Origin of the sequence: Anaerostipes caccae L1-92, assembly GCF_014467075.1 — a bacterium.
GTDB classification, from domain to species: domain Bacteria; phylum Bacillota; class Clostridia; order Lachnospirales; family Lachnospiraceae; genus Anaerostipes; species Anaerostipes caccae.
In genome coordinates, this window is record NZ_AP023027.1 from 1,542,982 (window position 1) to 1,562,956 (window position 19,975).

Consider the following 19,975-nt stretch of genomic DNA (forward strand, 5'->3'; position numbering starts at 1 on the left):
TAGGCAAAAATAGTCGAGAGTTTTTCTTTTGATCCATCTATAATGACAGATGTAAAGGAGGTGAAAGGTATGAGGGAACAGATTCTGGCAGTTCAGCGCATGCAGGAATTCATAGAAGAACATCTGGCAGAAAACATCACGCTGGCCGACCTGGCGAGAGTATCTTTGTATTCTCCGTGGTATTCTTACCGGCTGTTTACACGGCATGCGGGAGCGACACCTGCTGATTATATCCGGCGGCTCCGTCTGTCTAAATCAGCGCTGAAGCTGAGAGACAGTGCCTGTAAAATAGCGGACGTGGCTTTCGAGATGGGATTTGACAGTGTGGATGGGTATCAGCGCGCGTTTCAGCGTGAATTCGGATGCAATCCCCGTGAATATGCCATGAACCCTGTACCGTTATATCTTTTTACCCCGTATGGCGTAAAATTCAGGGAGATCGAAAGGAGACCAATTATGGAAAACTTGAGAAATGTATTCATTCAAGTGATGGAGAAGCCGGAACGAAAGGTGATCATTAAGAGGGGAAAAGAAGCCTCAGACTATTTCGCATATTGTGAGGAAGTAGGATGCGACGTATGGGGACTTTTATTAAGTGTCAAATCGATCAGCGGAGAGCCTGTGTGCCTCTGGCTGCCGCCTGCCTGCCGGAAACCGGATACATCAGAATATGTTCAGGGTGTGGAGGTATCCAAAGATTATGACGGTGAGGTGCCGGAAGGATTCGATGTGATCAAGCTGCCGGCCGCCAAGTATTTAATGTTCCAAAGTGAGCCATTTGAAGAAGAAAATTACTGTCAGGCCATTGAGGAAGTATGGGATGCTATGAAGAAATATGACCCGTCTGTTATTGGCTGTCAGTGGGATGAAAGCAATCCAAGAATTCAGCTGGAGCCGATTGGGACAAGAGGCTATATAGAATTGGCTGCAATTAAATAAGGAATCATACAATAAGCCCTGGCAGTTGACCAGGGCTTTTAAAATGTCTGTATAGATTGATGGAAAGCTCTGTTCTTGACAGAATGGAAGAATTTGTTACAATTAAAGCTACTACTTATTAATATGTGTTATCATGACTGGAGAGGTTTCTATGGAATTATACCTGCTGCTCTGTGCTGTTGTTTTGCTGCTCTGCATCTTTTCTAATAAGATTTCGGATAAAATCGGGGTGCCAAGCCTCCTGATTTTTATGTTCCTGGGTATGGTGTTCGGATCTGAGGGCATCTTTAAAATTGAATTCAGTGATTTTCAGGCGGCAGAAAATATATGTACCGCTGCGCTGATCTTTATCATGTTTTACGGGGGATATTCCACAAACTGGGAACGTGCAAAACCTGCTGCCGGGAGAGCGGCAGTACTTTCTACCTTAGGTGTTGCCATGACGGCGGCATTGGTAGGTGCCTTCTGCCATTTCATCTTAAAGCTGTCTCTGCCGGAAAGCTTTTTGATCGGTTCTGTGGTCAGCTGCACGGATGCGGCCTCCGTCTTTTCCATCTTCCGTTCTAAAAATCTGAATCTGGAAGGAAATCTGGCTCCTCTCCTCGAAATCGAGAGCGGAAGCAACGATCCATTTTCTTATATGCTCACGGTGATCGCACTGACTGTGATGAAAGGGGGAGAACTGGATTTTATCTGGAAAATGGTTTTCCTACAGCTGGCAGTGGGTGCTGGCGTTGGCGCGGCAGTGGGGATTGCCGGACCAAAAATTATCCGAAAGTTTAAGTTTTGCACCGATGGATTTGATGCGGTTTTTGTACTGGCAGCGGCTCTGATCTCGTATGCTCTGGCTGGAATTATGGGAGGTAATGGATTTCTGTCGGTTTACCTGACCGGGATCCTTATGGGAAATGCGAAGACGAAAAACAAGGCCAATGTCGTCCGCTTTTTTGACAATGTAACCATTCTTGCCCAGATAGCAACATTTTTTCTCATTGGACTGCTCTCCTATCCGTCTCAGATGGTTTCTTCACTTCCGGCGACCCTTGTGATTATTCTGTTTCTCACACTGGCAGCAAGGCCCGTGATGGTTTTTATATTGACGGGAAGATATCTGAAATTTCGTGAAAAGATATTTGTCTCATTTGCAGGATTAAGAGGGGCGTCGTCCATTGTGTTTGCAATCTTTGCCTCAGCCGGCGGAGTATATATGCAGAGCAATGTGTTTCATATTGTTTTTGGCCTGGCACTGATCTCGGTGGCTGTGCAGGGGACCTTTCTTCCATGGGCGGCCCGGAGGCTTGATTTGATCGATGAAGAAAATGACGTGAGGAAAACATTCAACGATTATCAGGAAGAGTCGGCCATGACACTGATGCAGCTTCACATCTCACCCGGACATCACTGGGAGAATCAGAAGCTTAAGGATGTCACCCTGCCGGAGGGATCTCTTGCTATGGTAATCCGGAGGGAGGATGACATCATCATTCCAAAGGGAGATACAGTGATGATGGCCGGGGATGATATCGCGGTGAATGTTCCGTCATTTGAAGCTGCAAATGAGATTTCTCTCAAGGAAATCAAGATTGAGGAAGATCATCCATGGAGAGATAAAAAAATTAAAGAGCTGGATCTAAAGGAACATATCCTCGTGGCGATGATCAGAAGAAAAGATCAGGACATCATTCCAAACGGGGAGACGAAGATTTACAAAGATGACATACTGGTGATTTACGACGAATAGGAGATAGAAAATGGAAACATATGAAGGTGTAATTTTTGACTTTAACGGGACACTGTTTTTTGATGATGATAAGCATGTGCTGGCATGGGGAGAGATTTCCAGACTGCTGCGGGGAAGAGATATCACGGATGGAGAACTGCACACGAAGCTGAACGGAACTCCGAACATTATGAATATCCAGTATATGATGGACGGGAAAGCAACAGAGGAGGAACAAGACAGATATTCTCAGCTGAAAGAAGAATACTACCGGAGATTCTGCAGAGAGGATCAGGAACATTTACATCTGGTGTCAGGCGCAGAAAGATATTTTGACTATTTAAAACAGCATAAAATACCTTTTACGATCGCCAGTGCCTCCATCAAAGAAAATATAGATTTCTTTATCGAATCTTTCCGGCTGGACCGCTGGTTTGAGCCGTCTGAGATCATCTATGACAATGGGACTTATGAAAACAAAATCGCCATGTTTCAAGAGGCGGCGGATCTTATCGGAGTGGATATGGGACGAATCCGCATCTATGAAGATTCCCTGTCAGGGATCAGAAGTGCATATGAGGCGGGGTGCAGGGATATCGCAGTGATTTGTCCAAAGGAAAAAGAGGAAGAGCTAAGAAAGTATCCCGGAGTTACAAAAACCATGCGCGACTTCTTGTTCTGAGCCTGTTTCTGTGATACACTAATTAACTGGTATAGTGAAACGGATAAGAAGTTTAAAGGAGCAGATTTCATGGGATGGAACAGAATTACGATCCGTACAGTTACCTCGGCAGAGGATATGATCAGTTATGAACTTACGGAACTTGGAGCAGCAGGTGTGGAAGTGGAAGATCATGTGCCGCTCTCCAAGGAAGAAATTGACGAGATGTTTATAGAAGTCCTTCCGGACCATGAGGAGCCGGATGACGGAAAAGCAGTTTTGCACTGTTATTTTGATGAGTCGGAAAATCTTGAGGATGTGACTATAAAGATCCAGACAATGCTCGGCCGGCTGAAAAGTTTTATGGACATCGGAGAAGGCAGAATAGAATATGGTTTTACCAAAGAAGAAGACTGGATCAACAACTGGAAGAAGTTTTTTAAACCGATAAGGCTGGATGATACGATTGTGATTAAACCGACATGGGAGACGCTGACCGAACACAAAGACGGGGATGTGGTCATTGAGATCGATCCCGGAACTGCATTCGGCACAGGGTCCCATGAGACGACCAGACTTTGCATTGAAGGGCTGAAAGAGGAGATCCATCCGGAAACGGTTATGCTGGATGTGGGCTGCGGCAGCGGGATTTTATCCATCATTGCCCTGAAGCTGGGAGCAAAAAAGACCGTGATGACAGATATTGATCCCAGGGCGGTAAAAGCAGCCGAAGAAAATATGGACGTGAACCATCTGAGCCGGGAACAGTATGAAACCCATTTTGGAAATGTATTGGAAGACAAGGAGTTTGCCCGCTCACTGGGAGAAAAGAAATACGATATTGTGGCGGCCAATATTCTTGCTGACGTAATCCTGCCCCTCACTTCGATTGTAGATTTATTCTTAAAAGAGGACGGTGCTTTTGTGATTTCAGGAATCATTGAAACAAAAGAGCAGGAGGTGCTCTCACAGCTTAAAAAGTATGGATTTTTCGCTGAAAAGACCCGGCGGATGAAGGAATGGGTGTCCATCACTGCAAGGAGAAGAAGAAAATAATGTATCGTTTTTTTATAGAAGAGTGTCAGGTGGACGGAGCGTATATCTGGGTGGAAGGTGATGACGTAAATCATATACGGAATGTTCTCAGGATGAAAGCAGGGGAACGGGTTCTGCTCTGCAGTGAAAGCGGCATGGAGTATGAATCTGAACTGGTTTCTCTTGAAGGGGATAAGATTCAGGCAAGGATTTTGGACATTCATGGTGCCGAATCTGAACTGAAAACAAGGATCGTGCTGTTTCAGGGGCTTCCCAAAGGAGATAAGATGGACCTGGTCATCCAGAAAGCCATAGAGCTTGGAGCCAGTGAGATTGTGCCGGTAAAAATGAAGCGGTGTGTGGTGAAGCTGGATGAGAAAAAAGCAAGAAAAAAGACAGAACGGTGGAATGCGGTGGCTTTAAGTGCGGCAAAACAGTCCAAAAGGGGCATGATACCGCGAGTAAGCCGAGTTTACAGTTTTCATGAGGCAGCAGAAATGGCCCGGGGACTTTCCATGGTTCTCGTCCCGTATGAAGCGGCAGAGGGAATGGAATATTCCAGACAGTTGGTAAAAGAAGTGAAAGGCAGGGAATCTGTGGGCATTTTTATCGGCCCCGAGGGCGGATTTGAGCCGGCAGAGATAGAAGAACTGCGGGAATCAGGAGGACAGATCTTAAGTCTCGGAAAGAGGATTTTACGGACGGAAACGGCAGGCATGGCCATGCTGTCGGTTTTAATGTTTGAATTGGAGGAGTGACATGGCGGTATATTTAGATAATGCGGCGACAACAAAAGTCTTTCCTGAGGTACTGGAGGCTATGAATGAGGCGATGGAAGTATCCTACGGAAATCCCTCTGCCAAGCACACAAAAGGGATCGAGGCGGAAAATATTGTGAAAAAGGCCCGGCAGATCATCGCAGGGACGCTGAAGGCAAAGGAAAAAGAGATCGTTTTTACTTCCGGGGGCACGGAGTCCAATAACTTTGCGATCCTAGGAACGGCGATGGCCAATAAAAGGAGGGGAAAACACATCATCACCACGAAGATTGAACACGCCTCTGTGTATGAACCGATGTTTTTTTTAGAAAATGAAGGATTTGAAGTCACCTATCTGGACGTGGATGAAAAAGGGATCATCGATTTAAAACAGCTTAAAGACTGCATCAGAGAGGATACAATTCTTGTGTCCTGTATGCTGGTCAACAATGAAATCGGCGCAGTGGAACCTATTGAAGTAATTGGGAAGATGATAAAAAGCAGAAATCCTGCAGTGGTCTTTCATGTTGATGCGATCCAGGGATATGGGAAAATCCCGGTAGTTCCGAAGAATGAAGGAATCGATCTGCTTTCCATGAGCGGCCATAAAATCCATGGTCCAAAAGGCGTCGGATTTTTGTATGTGAAAGAGAAGACAAAAATACAGCCGTTGATCTTAGGCGGAGGACAGCAGAAAGGAATGCGTTCGGGCACCGAAAACGTGCCGGGGATTGCGGGACTCTCAAAGGCCTGCCAGATTATGGCCGGGCATCTGAAAGAGAATGCAGACAAGATCGGGGAAGTCAGAGATTATTTCAGAAGCCGGGTCACGGAAATTCCCGAGATCAAAGACAACTCCGGCGATGCGCCTCACGTGGCAAGCATCAGTTTTAAAAACATCAGAAGTGAGGTTCTGCTGCACGCACTGGAAGACCGGGAAATTTATGTTTCTTCCGGATCGGCATGTTCTTCCAACCGTCCCCATGTAAGCGGCACCCTGTCTGCCATCGGACTCAGCCCTGAGTACCGGGACGGAACATTGAGGTTTAGTTTTTCTGTCTATAACACAAAAGAAGAAGTGGACCAGGTCATAGCGGCACTGGAAGAATTAGTTCCGATGCTGCGGAAATTCGTAAGAAGATAAGAAGGAGAGAAGATGAAAGTACAAGCTTTTTTAATAAAATATGCCGAGATCGGCATCAAAGGAAAAAACCGCTACATGTTTGAGGATGCACTGGTCAGACAGATCAAGTATGCCATGAAGCCGGTGGGAGAATTTAAGGTGAGAAAAGAGTCCGGGCGTGTCTTTGTGGAAGGACAGGAGGACTTTGACTATGAGGAAGCCGTGGAAGCGTTAAAAACTGTCTTCGGGATCACGGGCATCTGTCCGATGGTGATCGAGCAGACAAAGGATGTGGAGCATCTGACGGATGCGGCAGTACGTTACGTCGACAGCCAGTATGACAGGAAGCATTTTACGTTTAAGGTCAATGCAAGGCGGGGCGATAAGGAATTCCCGATGAATTCTATGGACATCAACTGTCTGGTGGGAGAAAAACTTTTGGATGCATGGCCGGACTTAAAGGTAGACGTGCACCGTCCGGAAGTGCTTTTAAACATCGAGGTAAGACAGCAGATCTATATTTATTCTGTGGAGATCCCCGGACCGGGAGGCATGCCGGTGGGAACAAACGGAAAAGCCATGCTGCTTTTGTCAGGAGGAATCGACAGCCCTGTGGCAGGATATATGATTGCCAAAAGAGGAGTGCGCATCGATGCGACTTACTTCCATGCACCTCCATATACGAGCGAGCGGGCAAAACAGAAAGTCGTGGATCTGGCAAAGATTGTCTCTAAGTATGCGGGGCCGATCCATCTTCATGTGGTAAACTTTACGGATATTCAGCTTGCTATTTATGAGAAATGTCCGCACGACCAGCTTACGATCATCATGCGCCGTTATATGATGAAGATCGCAGAACATTTTGCACAGGAAAATGATGCGCTGGCGCTGATCACCGGCGAAAGCATCGGACAGGTTGCCAGCCAGACGATCCATAACCTGGCGATCACAAACGACGTATGCCATATGCCTGTGTTTCGTCCGCTGATTGGGATGGACAAGCAGGAAATCGTAAATATCGCAGAGAGGATCGACACCTTTGAGACTTCGATCCAGCCGTTTGAGGACTGCTGTACAATCTTTGTGGCAAAACATCCTGTGACCAAAGGAAACTTAAAGAAAATTGAGAAATCAGAAGAAAATCTTGCTGATGTCATAGAGGAACTGATGGAAAAAGCGATCGAAACTACGGAAGTGATCGTTGTAAAATAAAGAATGATTTACTGAGGGGAAGAACAGAGAAAGGGTTCCAGCCTTTGAAGAATCTCATCCCTTTTTTCGGGAATCTGAAAGGCGAGAAGAATTGGTTCGTTTAAGTTTAAGCTGAACAGGTCCATGACACTTGCGGCGTCCAAAAGGTAGGAACCCGAGATTATGTAAAAACCGCCGTCATATTCTTTGATAATATTGATAAAGTCGTTGACCTTTTTTATGGAATTCAGCATTAATTGTACTTCGCACATGATTCATCCTCCAATGACGATAGTGTACAAGCTAAGATTTGAATTGTCAATAACAACGAAAGGAAAAGAGAAACTCCATGAGTTTAAAAAATGTGAAAGCCGCAGTCGTGACTTTGGGCTGCAAGGTCAACCAATATGAATCCGATGCCATGTTTGACATGCTGACGGATGCAGGGGCTGAAATCGTCAGTCCCAAAGAAGGTGCGGATATTTATATCGTCAACACATGTTCTGTGACGAATATAGCGGAGCGGAAGTCCAGACAGATGCTGCACCGGGCAAAGAAGCTGAATCCGGATACCGTGGTGGCAGCCGTTGGATGCTATGCCCAGGTGGGAAAAGAAGAATTGAAAAAAGATCCGCTGATCGATCTGATCATTGGGAACAATAAAAAGAAAGATTTAATTCCGATCCTTGAAAAATATTTTGAGGGTCACCGCCGGGATGCCGAGGTGTTGGACCTGTCTTCGGGAAGCGAATACGAAGCCCTGCATGTGAGGCATTTAAATGAACATACGAGAGCCTATATCAAGGTTCAGGACGGGTGCAACCAGTTTTGTTCCTACTGTATTATTCCCTATGCCAGAGGAAGAGTCCGGAGCCGGGATATGGAAGATGTCCTCTCTGAGATCAGAGGCCTTGCCCAAAACGGATGCAGGGAATTTGTCATTACAGGGATTCATGTATGTTCCTATGGGACGGATCTTGACGGGGACAAAGGACTGATTGATCTGCTCGAAGAAATAGGAAAGGTCGGAGGAGTGGACCGAATCCGTTTAGGTTCTCTGGAACCGGGGATCATCACAGAAGATTTTGTAAAAAGGCTTCAAAGTATAGAGCAGTTCTGTCCGCATTTTCATCTGTCCCTTCAGAGCGGATGTGATGCTACCCTGAAACGGATGAACCGGAAGTATACGACGGACGAGATAAGAGAAAAAGCAGAGATTCTGAGGAAAGCTTACGAAGATCCCGCACTGACAACGGATATTATCGTAGGATTTCCGGGAGAGACTGAAGAAGAATTCGAGGCAACGAGAAAATTTCTGGAAGAGATCGGACTGTATGAAATGCATGTTTTCAAATATTCAAAGAGAGCAGGCACCAGGGCTGCCGTCATGGAAGATCAGGTAAATGATCAGGAAAAAGCCAGAAGGAGCGCAGTCCTGATCGCCATGAATGAGGAACATAAAAATGCGTTTGAAAACAGGCAGATCGGGACACGAAGAAAAGTTCTGATCGAAGAAAAATTAAGAAACAGCTCCGGAAATTTCTATGTGGGGCACACAAAAGAATACGTCAAAGTGGCGGTGGAAAGTGAAGAGCCGCTGGAAAATCAGATCGTGGAAGTTGAACTCACCGGTATCACCGGGGAAGGATATGTGGCAGGAAATGTGTAGAAAATCCATTGCTATTTTTTCGGATATATATTAGAATAAAAAAAAGATACGAAAAAGGACGTGATAATATGGATAAGAATCAGACACAGCATTTTTCCGTGGTGAAAGATGAACTGGACGTGCACAGAATTTTAGAGCATGTCTATGAAGCACTGGAGGAAAAAGGATATAACCCGGTGAACCAGATGGTAGGCTACATTATGTCAGGTGATCCCACCTACATTACCAGCCATAAGAATGCACGAAGCATGATCAATAAAGTAGAGAGGGACGAGATTATCGAGGCCCTGTTTTTAAATTATATTGATACAAGGCTGAAGTAGGGATTATGAGAATACTTGGGCTTGATTATGGGACAAAGACAGTGGGCGTTGCCCTGAGCGATGAGCTGGGGATCACAGCGCAGCCGTTTGAAACCATTACGAGAAAAGATGAAAATAAGTTAAGAAAGACTTATGCAAGGATCGAGGAGATCGCCGCCGAATATAAGGTTGAGAAGATTGTCCTCGGATATCCGAAGAATATGAATAATACGATCGGAGAACGCGGAATGGCAACGGAAGCTTTCCGCGATAGTTTAGTGCGCAGAACCGGACTGGATGTGATCTTGTGGGACGAGCGCCTTTCTACTGTTGCGTCCAATAAAGTATTGATGGAAAGCGGCGTCCGGAGGGAACATCGGAAAAAGGTCATTGATCAGGTTGCTGCATCGATGATTTTACAGGGATATCTGGATTCTCTGTAAAGAAAGGATTGATAAAATGAAAGACAAAGAGAGCAGAATTCTCTTTTTAGATGACCAGGGCCGGGAGATTGAATTTATGGTTCTGGAGCAGACGACACTGGCAGGGACAAATTACCTGCTTGTTGCGGATTCCGTGGAGGAAGACGGGACAGTTTTGATTATGAAAGAAATCTCACTGGAGGAGGACTATGTCTCCTATGAGATTGTAGAAGATGAAGAAGAACTTGAGATCATATCCAAGATATTCAATGAATTAATCGAGGATTTTGATTTGACAGTATAAATGTAACAGGATTTCGAGGTGGTTTGATGGGCTATAATGAAGAAGCTTTTATAAAAATTTTAAAGAGCAAGGGTTTAAAAGTGACGAATCAGAGAAAAGCTGTATTAAAGGCACTTTCATCAAAACCGGACCAGCACCTGACCGCGGAAGAAATCTATGAATTGGTTAGAGTAGACACTCCCGAAATCGGGATTGCGACAATTTATCGTACCATACAGTTACTTTGTGAATTAGGATTAATTGATAAATTGAATTTAGATGATGGATACGTTCGCTATGAAATCGGAAAAGAAGATAAAAATGAGCACCACCATCATCATTTGATATGCGTGAATTGCGGAAAAGTTTTAAAGTTCGACGATGATTTATTAGATGAATTAGAAAAACAGGTTGAGAAAACGACCGGATTCATCGTCCATGATCATGAATTAAAGATGTACGGATATTGTCGTGATTGTCAAAATAACCGGAAGTAATAATAATGGAGGAATTATTTTGAAATCAGACAACACAAGTGTAAGTAACAAGACAGAAGGACAACAGCAAAAGAAACAGTCAAAAAACTTTTGGCCGAAAAAGTACAGCCAGCCGAAGACTCCGGCAGTGATACCGAATGAGTCGAAGGAACTCACGGTTAAGGCAAAGCCGCAGAAGAAAGAGGCGGCACCGAAAAAGACGGCGCCTGCAAAGGCGAAAGCAGCGCCGAAGACACAGGCAGCAGCGAAGAAGACTCAGACGAAGACAGCTGCACCAAAAGCACAGGGACGTCCGAGGACAACTCAGAGAAGGAATACGGGAACGGTAAAGATCATTCCTCTCGGCGGACTAGGTCAGATCGGAATGAATATTACGGCTTTTGAGTATAACAATAATATTTTGATCGTTGACTGCGGGGTAGCTTTCCCGGATGATGAGATGCTCGGAATTGATTTAGTCATCCCGGATGTAACCTATTTGAAGGAAAACGCGAAGAAGATCAAGGGACTGGTCATCACCCACGGGCATGAGGACCATATCGGAGCGATCCCTTATATTGAGAAACAGCTCAATATTCCAGTTTATGCGACAAAGCTTACAATGGGACTGATCGATAATAAATTAAAAGAGCATGGACTGTTAAAACAGGTGAAGAAGACAGTCGTAAAACACGGCGATGTGATAAAACTGGGAGTCTTTACGGTAGAATTTATCAAGACCAACCACAGTATTGCGGATGCTGCGGCACTTGCTATCCACACTCCGGCAGGGCTGATCATTCATACTGGTGACTTTAAAATCGACCATACTCCTCTTTTCGGAGAGGCAATCGATCTGGCAAGGTTTGCGGAGCTGGGAAGAGAGGGTGTCCTTGCGCTGATGGCGGACAGCACCAATGCGGAGAGACCCGGGTATACTCAGTCTGAGAAGAACGTTGGAAAGACGCTGGACAGCTTGTTTGCGGCCCATCCAAAAGGAAGGATTCTTGTTGCCACCTTTGCTTCCAATGTAGACCGTGTACAGCAGATTATCAATTCCGCTTATAAGCATGGAAGAAAGGTAGCGGTAGAAGGCCGGAGCATGGTAAATATCATTGCGACTGCTTCAGAGCTGGGATATATCAAGATCCCTAAGAATACTCTGATTGAGACAGATCAGATGAGAAATGTACCGGACGATCAGATCGTTATGATCACCACGGGAAGCCAGGGTGAGACAATGGCAGCCTTATCCAGGATGGCAAACGGCACCCACCGGAAGGTTTCCATCAAACCGACAGATACCATCGTGTTCAGTTCCAGCCCGATTCCGGGAAATGAGAAAAATGTTTCAAACATTATGAACGAGCTGGCTATGAAGGGAGCAAAAGTCGTGTTCCAGGATACTCATGTATCCGGGCATGCGTGCAGAGAAGAGATCCGCCTGATCTATGCCCTCACGAAGCCCCAGTATGCAATACCGGTACACGGAGAGTACCGCCATCTGGTGCGCCACAGTGAGCTGGCTTTGGAAATGGGAATTCCGAAAGAGAATGTTTTTGTTATGGAAGAGGGAGACGTTCTGGAACTAAACAAGAAAGCCGGAAAAGTCACCGGAAAAGTCCCTGCCCAGGGAATCCTCGTAGACGGACTGGGCATCGGGGATGTAGGAAATATTGTGCTGAACGACAGAAGACAGCTGTCACAAAATGGCCTGATCATTGTGACTGTGACTTTGGAAAAACACGGAAACAGCATTTTGGCAGGTCCGGATATCGTATCCCGCGGTTTTGTCTACGTGAGAGAATCTGAAAGCCTCATGGAAGGAGCCAGACAGGTTGTGGAAGATGCGGTGGAAGGCTGTCTTACAAAGAACATTACCGACTGGGGCAAGTTAAAGTCCTGTATCCGGGACACGCTGAGTAATTATATCTGGAAGAAGACGAAGAGGGATCCGATGATCCTTCCGATCATTACAGAAGTATAAAGCTTTACGCGGGGAAGGAAAGTGCAAAGACAGATGATGACAAAGGATGAAGAGAGAAAAAACAATAGAGATGACCTGTTCCGGCTTTTTTGGAAGGTGGTCCATCAGATCCTGATCATAGGTCTGATCGTTGGATTATTTTTCGGCATGTATTCTTTTGCTTATCATGCTTTCTCAAACGAGGCATATGACGCTTCCAGCACCAGGAAGATTCAGGTGGTAATCTCTAAGGGAGACGGGACCGGACAGGTGGCCGATCAGCTTTATGAGAAGCATCTGATCATCGGTAAAAACAGATTTAAAGTAAGAAAATTTTTCTCGAAATATAGTGAAACGGAGTTTGTTCCCGGAAAGTACAGCCTGTCACAGTCTCAGGGAATTGATGAGATTATGGCTGTGCTGTGCGGGGATGTCCGTGAAAAGGAGAAAAAATGATTGTAGATGAAAATGTAACAGATTATCTCCGCTCATTGATCCGGGAGGAGGACGCTTTTCTTGAGAGGATTGAACGCGAAGCCAGGAAGAATCATGTGCCGATCGTGAAGCCCGAGACAAAAGAGTTTCTGAAATTATTAGTGCTGATGAAACAGCCGATGAAAATCCTGGAGGTCGGAACGGCTGTGGGATTTTCATCTCTTTATATGCACAAGTTTCAGCCGGAGGGCGGGACTGTCGTAACCATTGAACGAAACGAAGGAAGGATACTGAAAGCTGAGGCAAATTTTGCCGAAGCGGGAGTGCAGAACGCAGTGACTCTTTTAAAAGGGGATGCCGTCCAGATCTTAAAAGAACTATCCGGAACCTTTGATTTTATTTTTATGGATGCGGCCAAAGGCCAGTATATCCGTTTTTTTGAGCACATTTTACGTCTGCTTCCTGCGGGAGGCATTTTAGTTTCCGACAATGTGCTTCAGGATGGGGATATCGTAAGATCCAGGTATGCGGTGGAACGCAGAGACCGGACCATTCACAAGCGGATGCGGGAGTACTTATATACACTGAAAAACCATCCTCTGCTGGAGACATCTGTGCTTCCTGTGGGAGACGGGGTGGCAGTGAGTATGAAAACAGGAGAGTAACATGAGAAAAACAGAACTGCTGATACCAGCAAGCAATTTGGAAGTACTGAAAGTAGCTGTGCTCTACGGAGCAGATGCGGTTTATATCGGAGGAGAAATGTACGGGCTCAGGGCAAAAGCCAAAAATTTCTCTATGGACGATGTAAAGGAAGGAATCTGTTTTGCCCATGAGCACGGAGTCAGAGTTTATATAACAGCCAACATCGTGGCTCATAACGGAGACCTTAGCGGTATCCGGGAATATTTCAGGGAGCTTAGGAACATAAAGCCGGACGGACTGATCATTTCTGATCCCGGTGTTTTCATGATCGCCAAAGAGGAATGTCCGGAGATTGAACGCCACATCAGCACACAGGCCAACAGCACCAACTATGCCACTTATAAATTTTGGCAGGAACAGGGCGCATCCCGTGTGGTGGCTGCCAGAGAGCTTTCTCTTCGGGAGATCAAAGAGATCAGGGAGCATATCCCGGATGATCTTGAGATTGAGGCATTTGTCCATGGGGCTATGTGTATTTCCCATTCGGGGCGCTGTCTTTTAAGCAATTATTTTACCGGACAGAATGCCAACAAAGGGGCGTGCACCCATCCGTGCAGGTGGAAGTATTCTGTGGTGGAGGAGACCAGGCCGGGCGAATATATGCCGGTGTATGAGAATGAACGGGGGACTTATATTTTTAATTCCAAGGATCTCTGCATGATCGAACACATAGATGACCTGATCGGCGCAGGAATCGACAGCCTGAAGATCGAAGGAAGAATGAAGACTGCCCTCTATGTGGCGGCGGTTGCGAGAACTTACCGAAAAGCGATTGACGATTACAGGGAGTCACCGGAGAAATATTTTGCCAATATGGATTATTACAGGCAGGAGATTTCCAAGTGCACTTACCGGCAGTTTACAACCGGATTCTATTATGGGAAGACAGATGAACATGCTCAGATTTATGACAGCAATACTTATGTGAAAGAATATACCTATATCGGCATCGTGCAGGGACACAATGAAAAGGGATTTGCGCTGCTGGAACAGAAAAATAAGTTCCTCACAGGCGAGACCATCGAGGTCATGATACCAGGAGGAGAAAACCTCCAGGTGACCGTAAAAGCGATCGAGGATGAGGACGGCGTTTCCATGGAGAGTGCGCCTCACCCGAGACAGATGATCTATGTGGATTTCGGAGAAGAAATTCCGGAAGGATATCTGCTCAGACGAAAAGAAGAATAAAGTGAAGTTTCAAAACATCGGCAAAAAATATTGCCGATGTTTTTTTAACATGACATGGGATGACAAGTTCAAGGTGATATTATTCCTATTAGGAAGGGAGATGAAATTTCTTATGAAATATGAATGGAGAAAACAGGAGAAAGAGATTTACAGCGCAAAGCAGGAGCCGTCTCTGATCAGGATGCCGGTGCAGAACTATATTATGATCTGCGGGGAAGGTGATCCGAATAAAGAAGATTTTTCTGAGAGAGTCGGAGTTTTATATTCACTTGCATATCAGATCAAGAACGGATATAAAAAAGCCTGTCTTGACGGTTCGGCAGACAGGATAGACGGTTTATATGATGACTATGTAGTTTATCCGCTGGAAGGAGTATGGACGACTTCTGATCCAGAGCATCCTTTGGACAAAGACCGCTTTGTCTACCGGATTATGCTGAAGCAGCCGGACGTGATCACAGAGCAGATGTTTAAAAAAGCGTATGATGCAGTTGCCCGAAAGAAGCCTCATCAGCTGCTTAAAGAGGTGGAGTTTTTCTCTCAGGAGGAAGGGCTGTGTGCTCAGATCATGCATAAGGGGCCATTCGGCGATGAACCGGAATCCTTTGCGAAGATGGATGAGTTTATCAAAGAGAAGGGATATGAAAGACGGAATCACTGGCACCGGGAAATCTATGTGGCAGGGGCCAGACAGGCCGATTCAAAGAATAAAAAGACGATCCTCAGATACACTTTGAAGGTATAAAGAAATGCTGTAAAATAGATGCAGGTTCATCTGTTTTACAGCATTTTCAGTATTTTGGACGAAATAATATTCGGTACAGCAAGTATACAATGATCAGCCCGGACAGAACAAATCCGATAAAACTGATCCAGGGGATACCGAAGATCAGAGGTCTCAGCTCTGTCATACAAAGCAGGACTGCACCAAGAAACAGAGCGGATGAGACGATCCCGAGCACAAGGTAACCGACAGATTGACGAAAAGTTTTCATAAAATCATCTGCGTCTGTAAGTTCCATATTTAATTTTGTCTGCCCGTTTTTTGTAATATTTAACAGGTCAGAAAGCTGGGACGGGATCTCCATGGATTTATCAAGGGATGCATAAGCTGTCCGGCCCCGGTGGATTAATTCCTTCTTCCAGTTAAAATGATCATATATCATAGAAGACATATGCATGGAAAGAATGGAGAGCATGTTGACTTCAGGGGAGCAGGCGGCCAGAGTGCCCTCCATAGTGATCATACTCCTGCCGAGAAGTGTGATATCCGGGCTGATGGCAATCTTATGCTTTTTTACAAGATCCAGGAGCTTCTCGATCAAATCGCCCAGGCGCATCTCGCCGAAGTCTAAAGTCATATAACGGCTGACGATGTCATCCACGTCCGTATAGAGCCTGGCATGATTGATGCGGTCTTTTGGCTCTCCCAGGGTGAGGAGGACATTTTTCAGTGTATAGATGTCGTGCATTAACAGTGCTGTAATAGCTTTTCTCAGCAGCTGTTTATAGTGTTCAGACAGATGTCCTGTCATGCCAAGGTCCAGCCAGGCAATCTTTCCTCCCGTAATCCACAGATTACCCGGATGAGGGTCCGCGTGGAAAAAACCATCTTCCAGGATCTGCTTACAATAATTTTCAGCAGCTTTTTCGCCAATCTCCGTCATGTCATATCCGGCCTTTCGGAGTGCATCAATATGATCGATCTGGATGCCGTCGATATAGGTCATAGTGAGCAGACGGGGTGTAGTAAACTCGGTGAGCACCTGCGGGCAGGTGACATAGGCAATGTCTTGTTGATGTTCATAAAACCGCACCAGATTGTCCGCTTCTCTTATAAAATCCATCTCTTCCTGAGAAGTTTTCCAAAGTTCATCCAGTATCGTATGAAAATCGATCAGGTCACCGGTACCCATGGCGATTTTCATGATTTTGGCGGCTTTTTTCAGCAGATGAATATCATTTTCCATGGTTTCCCGGATATGAGGCCGCTGGACTTTGATCACAACTCGTCCGCCGTCTGCAAGCACCGCTAAGTGAACCTGTGCAATAGAAGCAGAGCCTAACGGATCTGGCTGGATCTCAGAAAATACAGATTCCAGGGGACGGCAGAGTTCCTGTTCGACCACCTCTTTCACCAGAGAAAAGTCCAGTGGTTTTACTTCAGTCCTGAGTTTTTTTAATTCTGTACAGTATGCTTCTGGAAGCATGTCAGAGCGCATGGACATAATCTGTCCCAGCTTGACATATGTGGGCCCCAGGTCTTCCAGAATCTCTTTCAGTTTTTGAGGGGTCATCCCCCTTGAGAGATGATGCCTTTTTAATACTGTGAGAATATCGAGAAGCCGCCGGTTAGAGACATCACTGCTCATCTTCTTTTGATTCCTCCGGGGTATCTTCCGGAGGATTTTCAGATGCCTGCTTTTTCGCCTCGATTCTATCCATTAAACGGTCCAGATCTTCTTCAGACATATCATCCACCGCATCCATCAAGTCTCTATAGTCTTTCACAACATTTACAGTCACATGATCTTTCAGTTTTTGTTTTGCTTTATGCTTTAGCTCTTCATTTACGACCTTCCCCTGCTCTACGGTAAGTTCCCCTTTCTTTACAAGATCCTCGACGATATCTTTGGCGGAATCCGCGGTTGCAGCCATAGCACCGATACCGGCCAGCAGAACCTTCTTCATACCTTCTCCAAAATCCATAAAAACCATCCTTTCTGCAAAAAAACAAAGAGATAAACACGTTTCAAACTATATAATAAGTATACCTTATCGCGCGAAGCGCGTCCACCCGAGAGACATTTTCTGCATGATTTCCGTTCTGTTCTTAGAATGCCTCATTCCAATCACGCAGAAAATGGACGTAATGCCTGCTGGATATGTGTTTATTAACGAAAAAAGAGATTGCTGAACAGACTTTTTTGTTTTGAAGGAATTTTTATATGGCTCGCAGATGTACACTATTGACTTTCCGACATATGTGTCGTATATTGAAATTGTAGACACATATGTCGGAAAGGAGGGTTCCGTGAATAAGAGAGGTGAAGCGACGAGGAGACGGATCAGGGAGAAAGCCTGTCTTTTGTTCGCAGAGAAGGGTTTTAAAGAAGTTACAATGAAAGATATTTGTGAGATCACGGGGTTAAGCCGGGGAGGCTTGTATGGGCATTATGAGAACACAAAACAGATTTTTAAAGAAATCGTGGATGAAATGATGAATTCCCAGGATGAAGAATTTCGTTCAAAAATGAGACTGGGACTTTCTGCGGTTCATATTCTGGATGATATCCTGAAACGCTACCAGGAGGAAATGATCGACAGGGAAGGCTCTTTGAGCACTGCGATTTATGAATATTTCAGCATAAAGGAAAATGCCGCCGGGGAGAATGCCTTGTACCGTCAGTATTTAGCGTCATTTGATACATGGAAGAGTTTTCTTCAATATGGAATTGACCGGAAGGAATTCTATCCTGTCGATATACCGGCAGTGTTTGACCTGATCATTTTTTCCTATCAGGGAGTAAGAATGTACAGCAGACTCATGCCGGTCAGCAGAGAAGTACCGGAAAGAATGATGAAGGAAATCCGAAATTTATTAGTGAGAAAGGAATAAAAGATATGGCAACGATATTTGAACGCTGGGGCAGTGCAAAAACGGCTCTGATAAATCCATGGAATGTTATAGAAGAAAAACCGGATTTTCCGGAGGTATGCATTACCACTTTTTCGGCGGATATGATCGATCGGCTGGCTGAATCAAGAGATGGAAAAAAGATCGCAGAATTGTGCAGTGCAAACGGGAATCTTCCGGTCTATGAAATATGTTATGGCGGAAAGCGTATTGCGGTTTTTTTATCCAGAGTGGGGGCCCCTGCCTGTGCGGCCGGTTTAGAAGAAATCATAGCAATGGGAGCGAAAAAGATCGTGATGTTTGGATGCTGCGGGGTCCTGAACCAGTCCGCTGTCCAGGATAAAATCATTGTCCCTGTTTCCGCGGTAAGAGATGAGGGAACCAGCTATCATTATATGCCGGCCAGTGAGGAAATCCATGCGGAGACATCGTCTGTAAATATATTAAAGAATAGTTTAAAAAAATGCGGAATGTCTTATGTGACCGGCAAGACATGGACCACGGATGCGGTTTACAGGGAAACCCAGAGTGTAATAGAAGAGCGCAGAGAACAGGGATGCCTTGCAGTTGAGATGGAATGTTCTGCTGCTTTGGCGGTCACCCAGTTTCGGAAGATTCCATGTATTCAATTTTTATACGGTGCGGATCATCTGGATGCAGACAGATGGGAGCAAAGAGATCTGGCAGAGTACGGTATCAGAAATTTTAAGAAATACATGCAACTTGCGTTTGAATGTGCCTTAGCCCTGTAACAGAAAGGCTTTCCCGGGGACGGCATTTCCGATATAATATATAAAAACAGACAGAACAAAAAGAAGCATCGTTAGAAAAGGAGCATTCGTCATGAAAAAAATTAGTGAAGTCAGCAGACTGACAGATAATCCACATCTGAATCTGTATCATTTAAAAGGCACAAACCGGGTTGGAAAACCGTTGAATTACTATATCGCTTCCAGGGTGAAAAATATGGAACGGCTGAAATTAAAGACAAAGCGCAATGATCCGGACGGCATTATTGTTTACAGCCTCTACGGTGAAAAACGGGACAGGGTCGTGCTGGTCAGGCAGTACCGGTATTCGATCGATGATTATATCTATGAATTTCCGGCAGGTCTGGTGGAAGAAGGAGAAGACTACCGGGAGGCAGGAATCAGGGAGCTGAAGGAAGAAACAGGACTTTCTCTGGAGCTGATCGATGCAGACCCGATGTTTGAAAAGCCCGGATTCATGTCTGTCGGCATGACAGATGAGTCCTGTGCCACCATTTATGGATACGCCAGCGGGACACCGAGTAAGAAGGGACAGGAAGACTCCGAAGAAATTGAGATCGTATTGGCAGACAGAGAAGAAGTAAAAAGGATTCTTAAAGAAGAACATGTGGCCATCATGTGTGCCTATATGCTTATGCACTTTTTACAGGATAAGGAGCCTTTTGATTTTCTGAATTTATAATGGACATTAGCAG

General features: G+C 45.3%; 23 protein-coding genes. 20 read left to right on the forward strand and 3 right to left on the reverse strand.

Annotated elements, in window-relative coordinates:
• The first annotated feature begins 42 nt into the window (after window positions 1-42).
• From ANCC_RS07530 to thiI, 7 genes are all read left to right on the forward strand, one after another.
• Entirely contained in the window at window positions 43-939 is an 897-nt protein-coding gene (locus ANCC_RS07530; protein ID WP_006567275.1) for an AraC family transcriptional regulator, read from the forward strand.
• Between the two features lie 151 nt (window positions 940-1,090).
• Window positions 1,091-2,680: a potassium/proton antiporter gene (locus ANCC_RS07535; protein ID WP_039946638.1), complete on the forward strand. Its 1,590-nt coding sequence runs from the start codon at window positions 1,091-1,093 to the stop codon at window positions 2,678-2,680.
• 10 nt (window positions 2,681-2,690) lie between these two features.
• Window positions 2,691-3,341, forward strand: a complete 651-nt coding sequence (locus tag ANCC_RS07540; RefSeq protein WP_006567273.1) for an HAD family hydrolase — start codon at window positions 2,691-2,693, stop codon at window positions 3,339-3,341.
• Window positions 3,342-3,410: 69 nt separating this feature from the next.
• A complete protein-coding gene (gene prmA, locus ANCC_RS07545; protein ID WP_006567272.1) occupies window positions 3,411-4,376 on the forward strand; it encodes a 50S ribosomal protein L11 methyltransferase in 966 nt (321 codons plus the stop codon).
• Window positions 4,376-5,113, forward strand: a complete 738-nt coding sequence (locus ANCC_RS07550; RefSeq protein ID WP_006567271.1) for a 16S rRNA (uracil(1498)-N(3))-methyltransferase — start codon at window positions 4,376-4,378, stop codon at window positions 5,111-5,113. The genes prmA and ANCC_RS07550 overlap by 1 nt, the downstream gene beginning before the upstream one ends.
• Window position 5,114: 1 nt before the next feature.
• Window positions 5,115-6,257: a cysteine desulfurase family protein gene (locus ANCC_RS07555; protein WP_006567270.1), complete on the forward strand. Its 1,143-nt coding sequence runs from the start codon at window positions 5,115-5,117 to the stop codon at window positions 6,255-6,257.
• 12 nt (window positions 6,258-6,269) lie between these two features.
• On the forward strand, window positions 6,270-7,448 hold the full coding sequence (thiI, locus tag ANCC_RS07560; RefSeq protein WP_006567269.1) for a tRNA uracil 4-sulfurtransferase ThiI: 1,179 nt from the start codon (window positions 6,270-6,272) through the stop codon (window positions 7,446-7,448).
• 8 nt (window positions 7,449-7,456) lie between these two features.
• Here the strand turns inward: thiI and ANCC_RS07565 are convergent, their stop codons facing one another.
• Entirely contained in the window at window positions 7,457-7,699 is a 243-nt protein-coding gene (locus ANCC_RS07565; protein ID WP_006567268.1) for a hypothetical protein, read from the reverse strand.
• Between the two features lie 77 nt (window positions 7,700-7,776).
• Here ANCC_RS07565 and mtaB point away from each other — a divergent pair, with 77 nt between their 5' ends.
• The 10 genes from mtaB (at window position 7,777) to ANCC_RS07615 (ending at window position 15,618) form a co-directional block, all read left to right on the forward strand.
• Complete coding sequence (mtaB, locus tag ANCC_RS07570) at window positions 7,777-9,096, forward strand: tRNA (N(6)-L-threonylcarbamoyladenosine(37)-C(2))-methylthiotransferase MtaB (RefSeq protein ID WP_006567267.1); 1,320 nt, start codon at window positions 7,777-7,779, stop codon at window positions 9,094-9,096.
• Window positions 9,097-9,164: 68 nt separating this feature from the next.
• On the forward strand, window positions 9,165-9,419 hold the full coding sequence (locus ANCC_RS07575) for an IreB family regulatory phosphoprotein (RefSeq protein ID WP_006567266.1): 255 nt from the start codon (window positions 9,165-9,167) through the stop codon (window positions 9,417-9,419).
• A gap of 5 nt (window positions 9,420-9,424) precedes the next feature.
• Window positions 9,425-9,841, forward strand: a complete 417-nt coding sequence (ruvX, locus tag ANCC_RS07580; RefSeq protein ID WP_006567265.1) for a Holliday junction resolvase RuvX — start codon at window positions 9,425-9,427, stop codon at window positions 9,839-9,841.
• Window positions 9,842-9,857: 16 nt separating this feature from the next.
• Window positions 9,858-10,124, forward strand: a complete 267-nt coding sequence (locus tag ANCC_RS07585; protein ID WP_006567264.1) for a DUF1292 domain-containing protein — start codon at window positions 9,858-9,860, stop codon at window positions 10,122-10,124.
• A 26-nt stretch (window positions 10,125-10,150) separates the two neighbouring features.
• Window positions 10,151-10,600, forward strand: a complete 450-nt coding sequence (locus ANCC_RS07590) for a Fur family transcriptional regulator (protein WP_006567263.1) — start codon at window positions 10,151-10,153, stop codon at window positions 10,598-10,600.
• Window positions 10,601-10,619: 19 nt separating this feature from the next.
• On the forward strand, window positions 10,620-12,566 hold the full coding sequence (locus ANCC_RS07595) for a ribonuclease J (RefSeq protein ID WP_009289856.1): 1,947 nt from the start codon (window positions 10,620-10,622) through the stop codon (window positions 12,564-12,566).
• A 21-nt stretch (window positions 12,567-12,587) separates the two neighbouring features.
• On the forward strand, window positions 12,588-13,001 hold the full coding sequence (locus ANCC_RS07600) for a hypothetical protein (protein WP_233441491.1): 414 nt from the start codon (window positions 12,588-12,590) through the stop codon (window positions 12,999-13,001).
• Window positions 12,998-13,645, forward strand: a complete 648-nt coding sequence (locus ANCC_RS07605; RefSeq protein WP_006567260.1) for an O-methyltransferase — start codon at window positions 12,998-13,000, stop codon at window positions 13,643-13,645. The genes ANCC_RS07600 and ANCC_RS07605 overlap by 4 nt, the downstream gene beginning before the upstream one ends.
• A gap of 1 nt (window position 13,646) precedes the next feature.
• Window positions 13,647-14,873 (forward strand): peptidase U32 family protein, encoded by a 1,227-nt coding sequence (locus ANCC_RS07610; protein ID WP_006567259.1) that lies wholly within the window; start codon window positions 13,647-13,649, stop codon window positions 14,871-14,873.
• A gap of 112 nt (window positions 14,874-14,985) precedes the next feature.
• A complete protein-coding gene (locus tag ANCC_RS07615) occupies window positions 14,986-15,618 on the forward strand; it encodes a GyrI-like domain-containing protein (RefSeq protein WP_039946693.1) in 633 nt (210 codons plus the stop codon).
• A gap of 46 nt (window positions 15,619-15,664) precedes the next feature.
• Here the strand turns inward: ANCC_RS07615 and ANCC_RS07620 are convergent, their stop codons facing one another.
• Window positions 15,665-17,245 carry an ABC1 kinase family protein gene (locus ANCC_RS07620; RefSeq protein ID WP_006567257.1) on the reverse strand — a complete coding sequence of 527 codons (1,581 nt, stop codon included), beginning with the start codon at window positions 17,243-17,245 and terminating at the stop codon, window positions 15,665-15,667.
• A complete protein-coding gene (locus ANCC_RS07625; RefSeq protein ID WP_039946635.1) occupies window positions 17,235-17,582 on the reverse strand; it encodes a phasin family protein in 348 nt (115 codons plus the stop codon). Before ANCC_RS07625 ends, ANCC_RS07620 begins: the two co-directional genes overlap by 11 nt.
• Before the next feature lie 325 nt (window positions 17,583-17,907).
• Here ANCC_RS07625 and ANCC_RS07630 point away from each other — a divergent pair, with 325 nt between their 5' ends.
• The 3 genes from ANCC_RS07630 (at window position 17,908) to ANCC_RS07640 (ending at window position 19,962) form a co-directional block, all read left to right on the forward strand.
• Window positions 17,908-18,492, forward strand: a complete 585-nt coding sequence (locus ANCC_RS07630) for a TetR/AcrR family transcriptional regulator (RefSeq protein ID WP_039946691.1) — start codon at window positions 17,908-17,910, stop codon at window positions 18,490-18,492.
• A 5-nt stretch (window positions 18,493-18,497) separates the two neighbouring features.
• Window positions 18,498-19,262 carry a nucleoside phosphorylase gene (locus ANCC_RS07635; RefSeq protein ID WP_182483050.1) on the forward strand — a complete coding sequence of 255 codons (765 nt, stop codon included), beginning with the start codon at window positions 18,498-18,500 and terminating at the stop codon, window positions 19,260-19,262.
• Window positions 19,263-19,353: 91 nt separating this feature from the next.
• Window positions 19,354-19,962, forward strand: a complete 609-nt coding sequence (locus ANCC_RS07640; protein WP_006567252.1) for an NUDIX hydrolase — start codon at window positions 19,354-19,356, stop codon at window positions 19,960-19,962.
• Window positions 19,963-19,975: the final 13 nt, after the last annotated feature.

Bases quoted from the DNA above. Each gene is read 5' to 3' on its own strand.
- ANCC_RS07530 (WP_006567275.1), top strand. From the start codon at position 43: ATGACAGATGTAAAGGAGGTGAAAGGTATGAGGGAACAGATTCTGGCA.
- ANCC_RS07535 (WP_039946638.1), top strand. From the start codon at position 1,091: ATGGAATTATACCTGCTGCTCTGTGCTGTTGTTTTGCTGCTCTGCATC.
- ANCC_RS07540 (WP_006567273.1), top strand. From the start codon at position 2,691: ATGGAAACATATGAAGGTGTAATTTTTGACTTTAACGGGACACTGTTT.
- prmA (WP_006567272.1), top strand. From the start codon at position 3,411: ATGGGATGGAACAGAATTACGATCCGTACAGTTACCTCGGCAGAGGAT.
- ANCC_RS07550 (WP_006567271.1), top strand. From the start codon at position 4,376: ATGTATCGTTTTTTTATAGAAGAGTGTCAGGTGGACGGAGCGTATATC.
- ANCC_RS07555 (WP_006567270.1), top strand. From the start codon at position 5,115: ATGGCGGTATATTTAGATAATGCGGCGACAACAAAAGTCTTTCCTGAG.
- thiI (WP_006567269.1), top strand. From the start codon at position 6,270: ATGAAAGTACAAGCTTTTTTAATAAAATATGCCGAGATCGGCATCAAA.
- ANCC_RS07565 (WP_006567268.1), bottom strand. From the start codon at position 7,699: ATGTGCGAAGTACAATTAATGCTGAATTCCATAAAAAAGGTCAACGAC.
- mtaB (WP_006567267.1), top strand. From the start codon at position 7,777: ATGAGTTTAAAAAATGTGAAAGCCGCAGTCGTGACTTTGGGCTGCAAG.
- ANCC_RS07575 (WP_006567266.1), top strand. From the start codon at position 9,165: ATGGATAAGAATCAGACACAGCATTTTTCCGTGGTGAAAGATGAACTG.
- ruvX (WP_006567265.1), top strand. From the start codon at position 9,425: ATGAGAATACTTGGGCTTGATTATGGGACAAAGACAGTGGGCGTTGCC.
- ANCC_RS07585 (WP_006567264.1), top strand. From the start codon at position 9,858: ATGAAAGACAAAGAGAGCAGAATTCTCTTTTTAGATGACCAGGGCCGG.
- ANCC_RS07590 (WP_006567263.1), top strand. From the start codon at position 10,151: ATGGGCTATAATGAAGAAGCTTTTATAAAAATTTTAAAGAGCAAGGGT.
- ANCC_RS07605 (WP_006567260.1), top strand. From the start codon at position 12,998: ATGATTGTAGATGAAAATGTAACAGATTATCTCCGCTCATTGATCCGG.
- ANCC_RS07610 (WP_006567259.1), top strand. From the start codon at position 13,647: ATGAGAAAAACAGAACTGCTGATACCAGCAAGCAATTTGGAAGTACTG.
- ANCC_RS07615 (WP_039946693.1), top strand. From the start codon at position 14,986: ATGAAATATGAATGGAGAAAACAGGAGAAAGAGATTTACAGCGCAAAG.
- ANCC_RS07620 (WP_006567257.1), bottom strand. From the start codon at position 17,245: ATGAGCAGTGATGTCTCTAACCGGCGGCTTCTCGATATTCTCACAGTA.
- ANCC_RS07625 (WP_039946635.1), bottom strand. From the start codon at position 17,582: ATGGATTTTGGAGAAGGTATGAAGAAGGTTCTGCTGGCCGGTATCGGT.
- ANCC_RS07635 (WP_182483050.1), top strand. From the start codon at position 18,498: ATGGCAACGATATTTGAACGCTGGGGCAGTGCAAAAACGGCTCTGATA.
- ANCC_RS07640 (WP_006567252.1), top strand. From the start codon at position 19,354: ATGAAAAAAATTAGTGAAGTCAGCAGACTGACAGATAATCCACATCTG.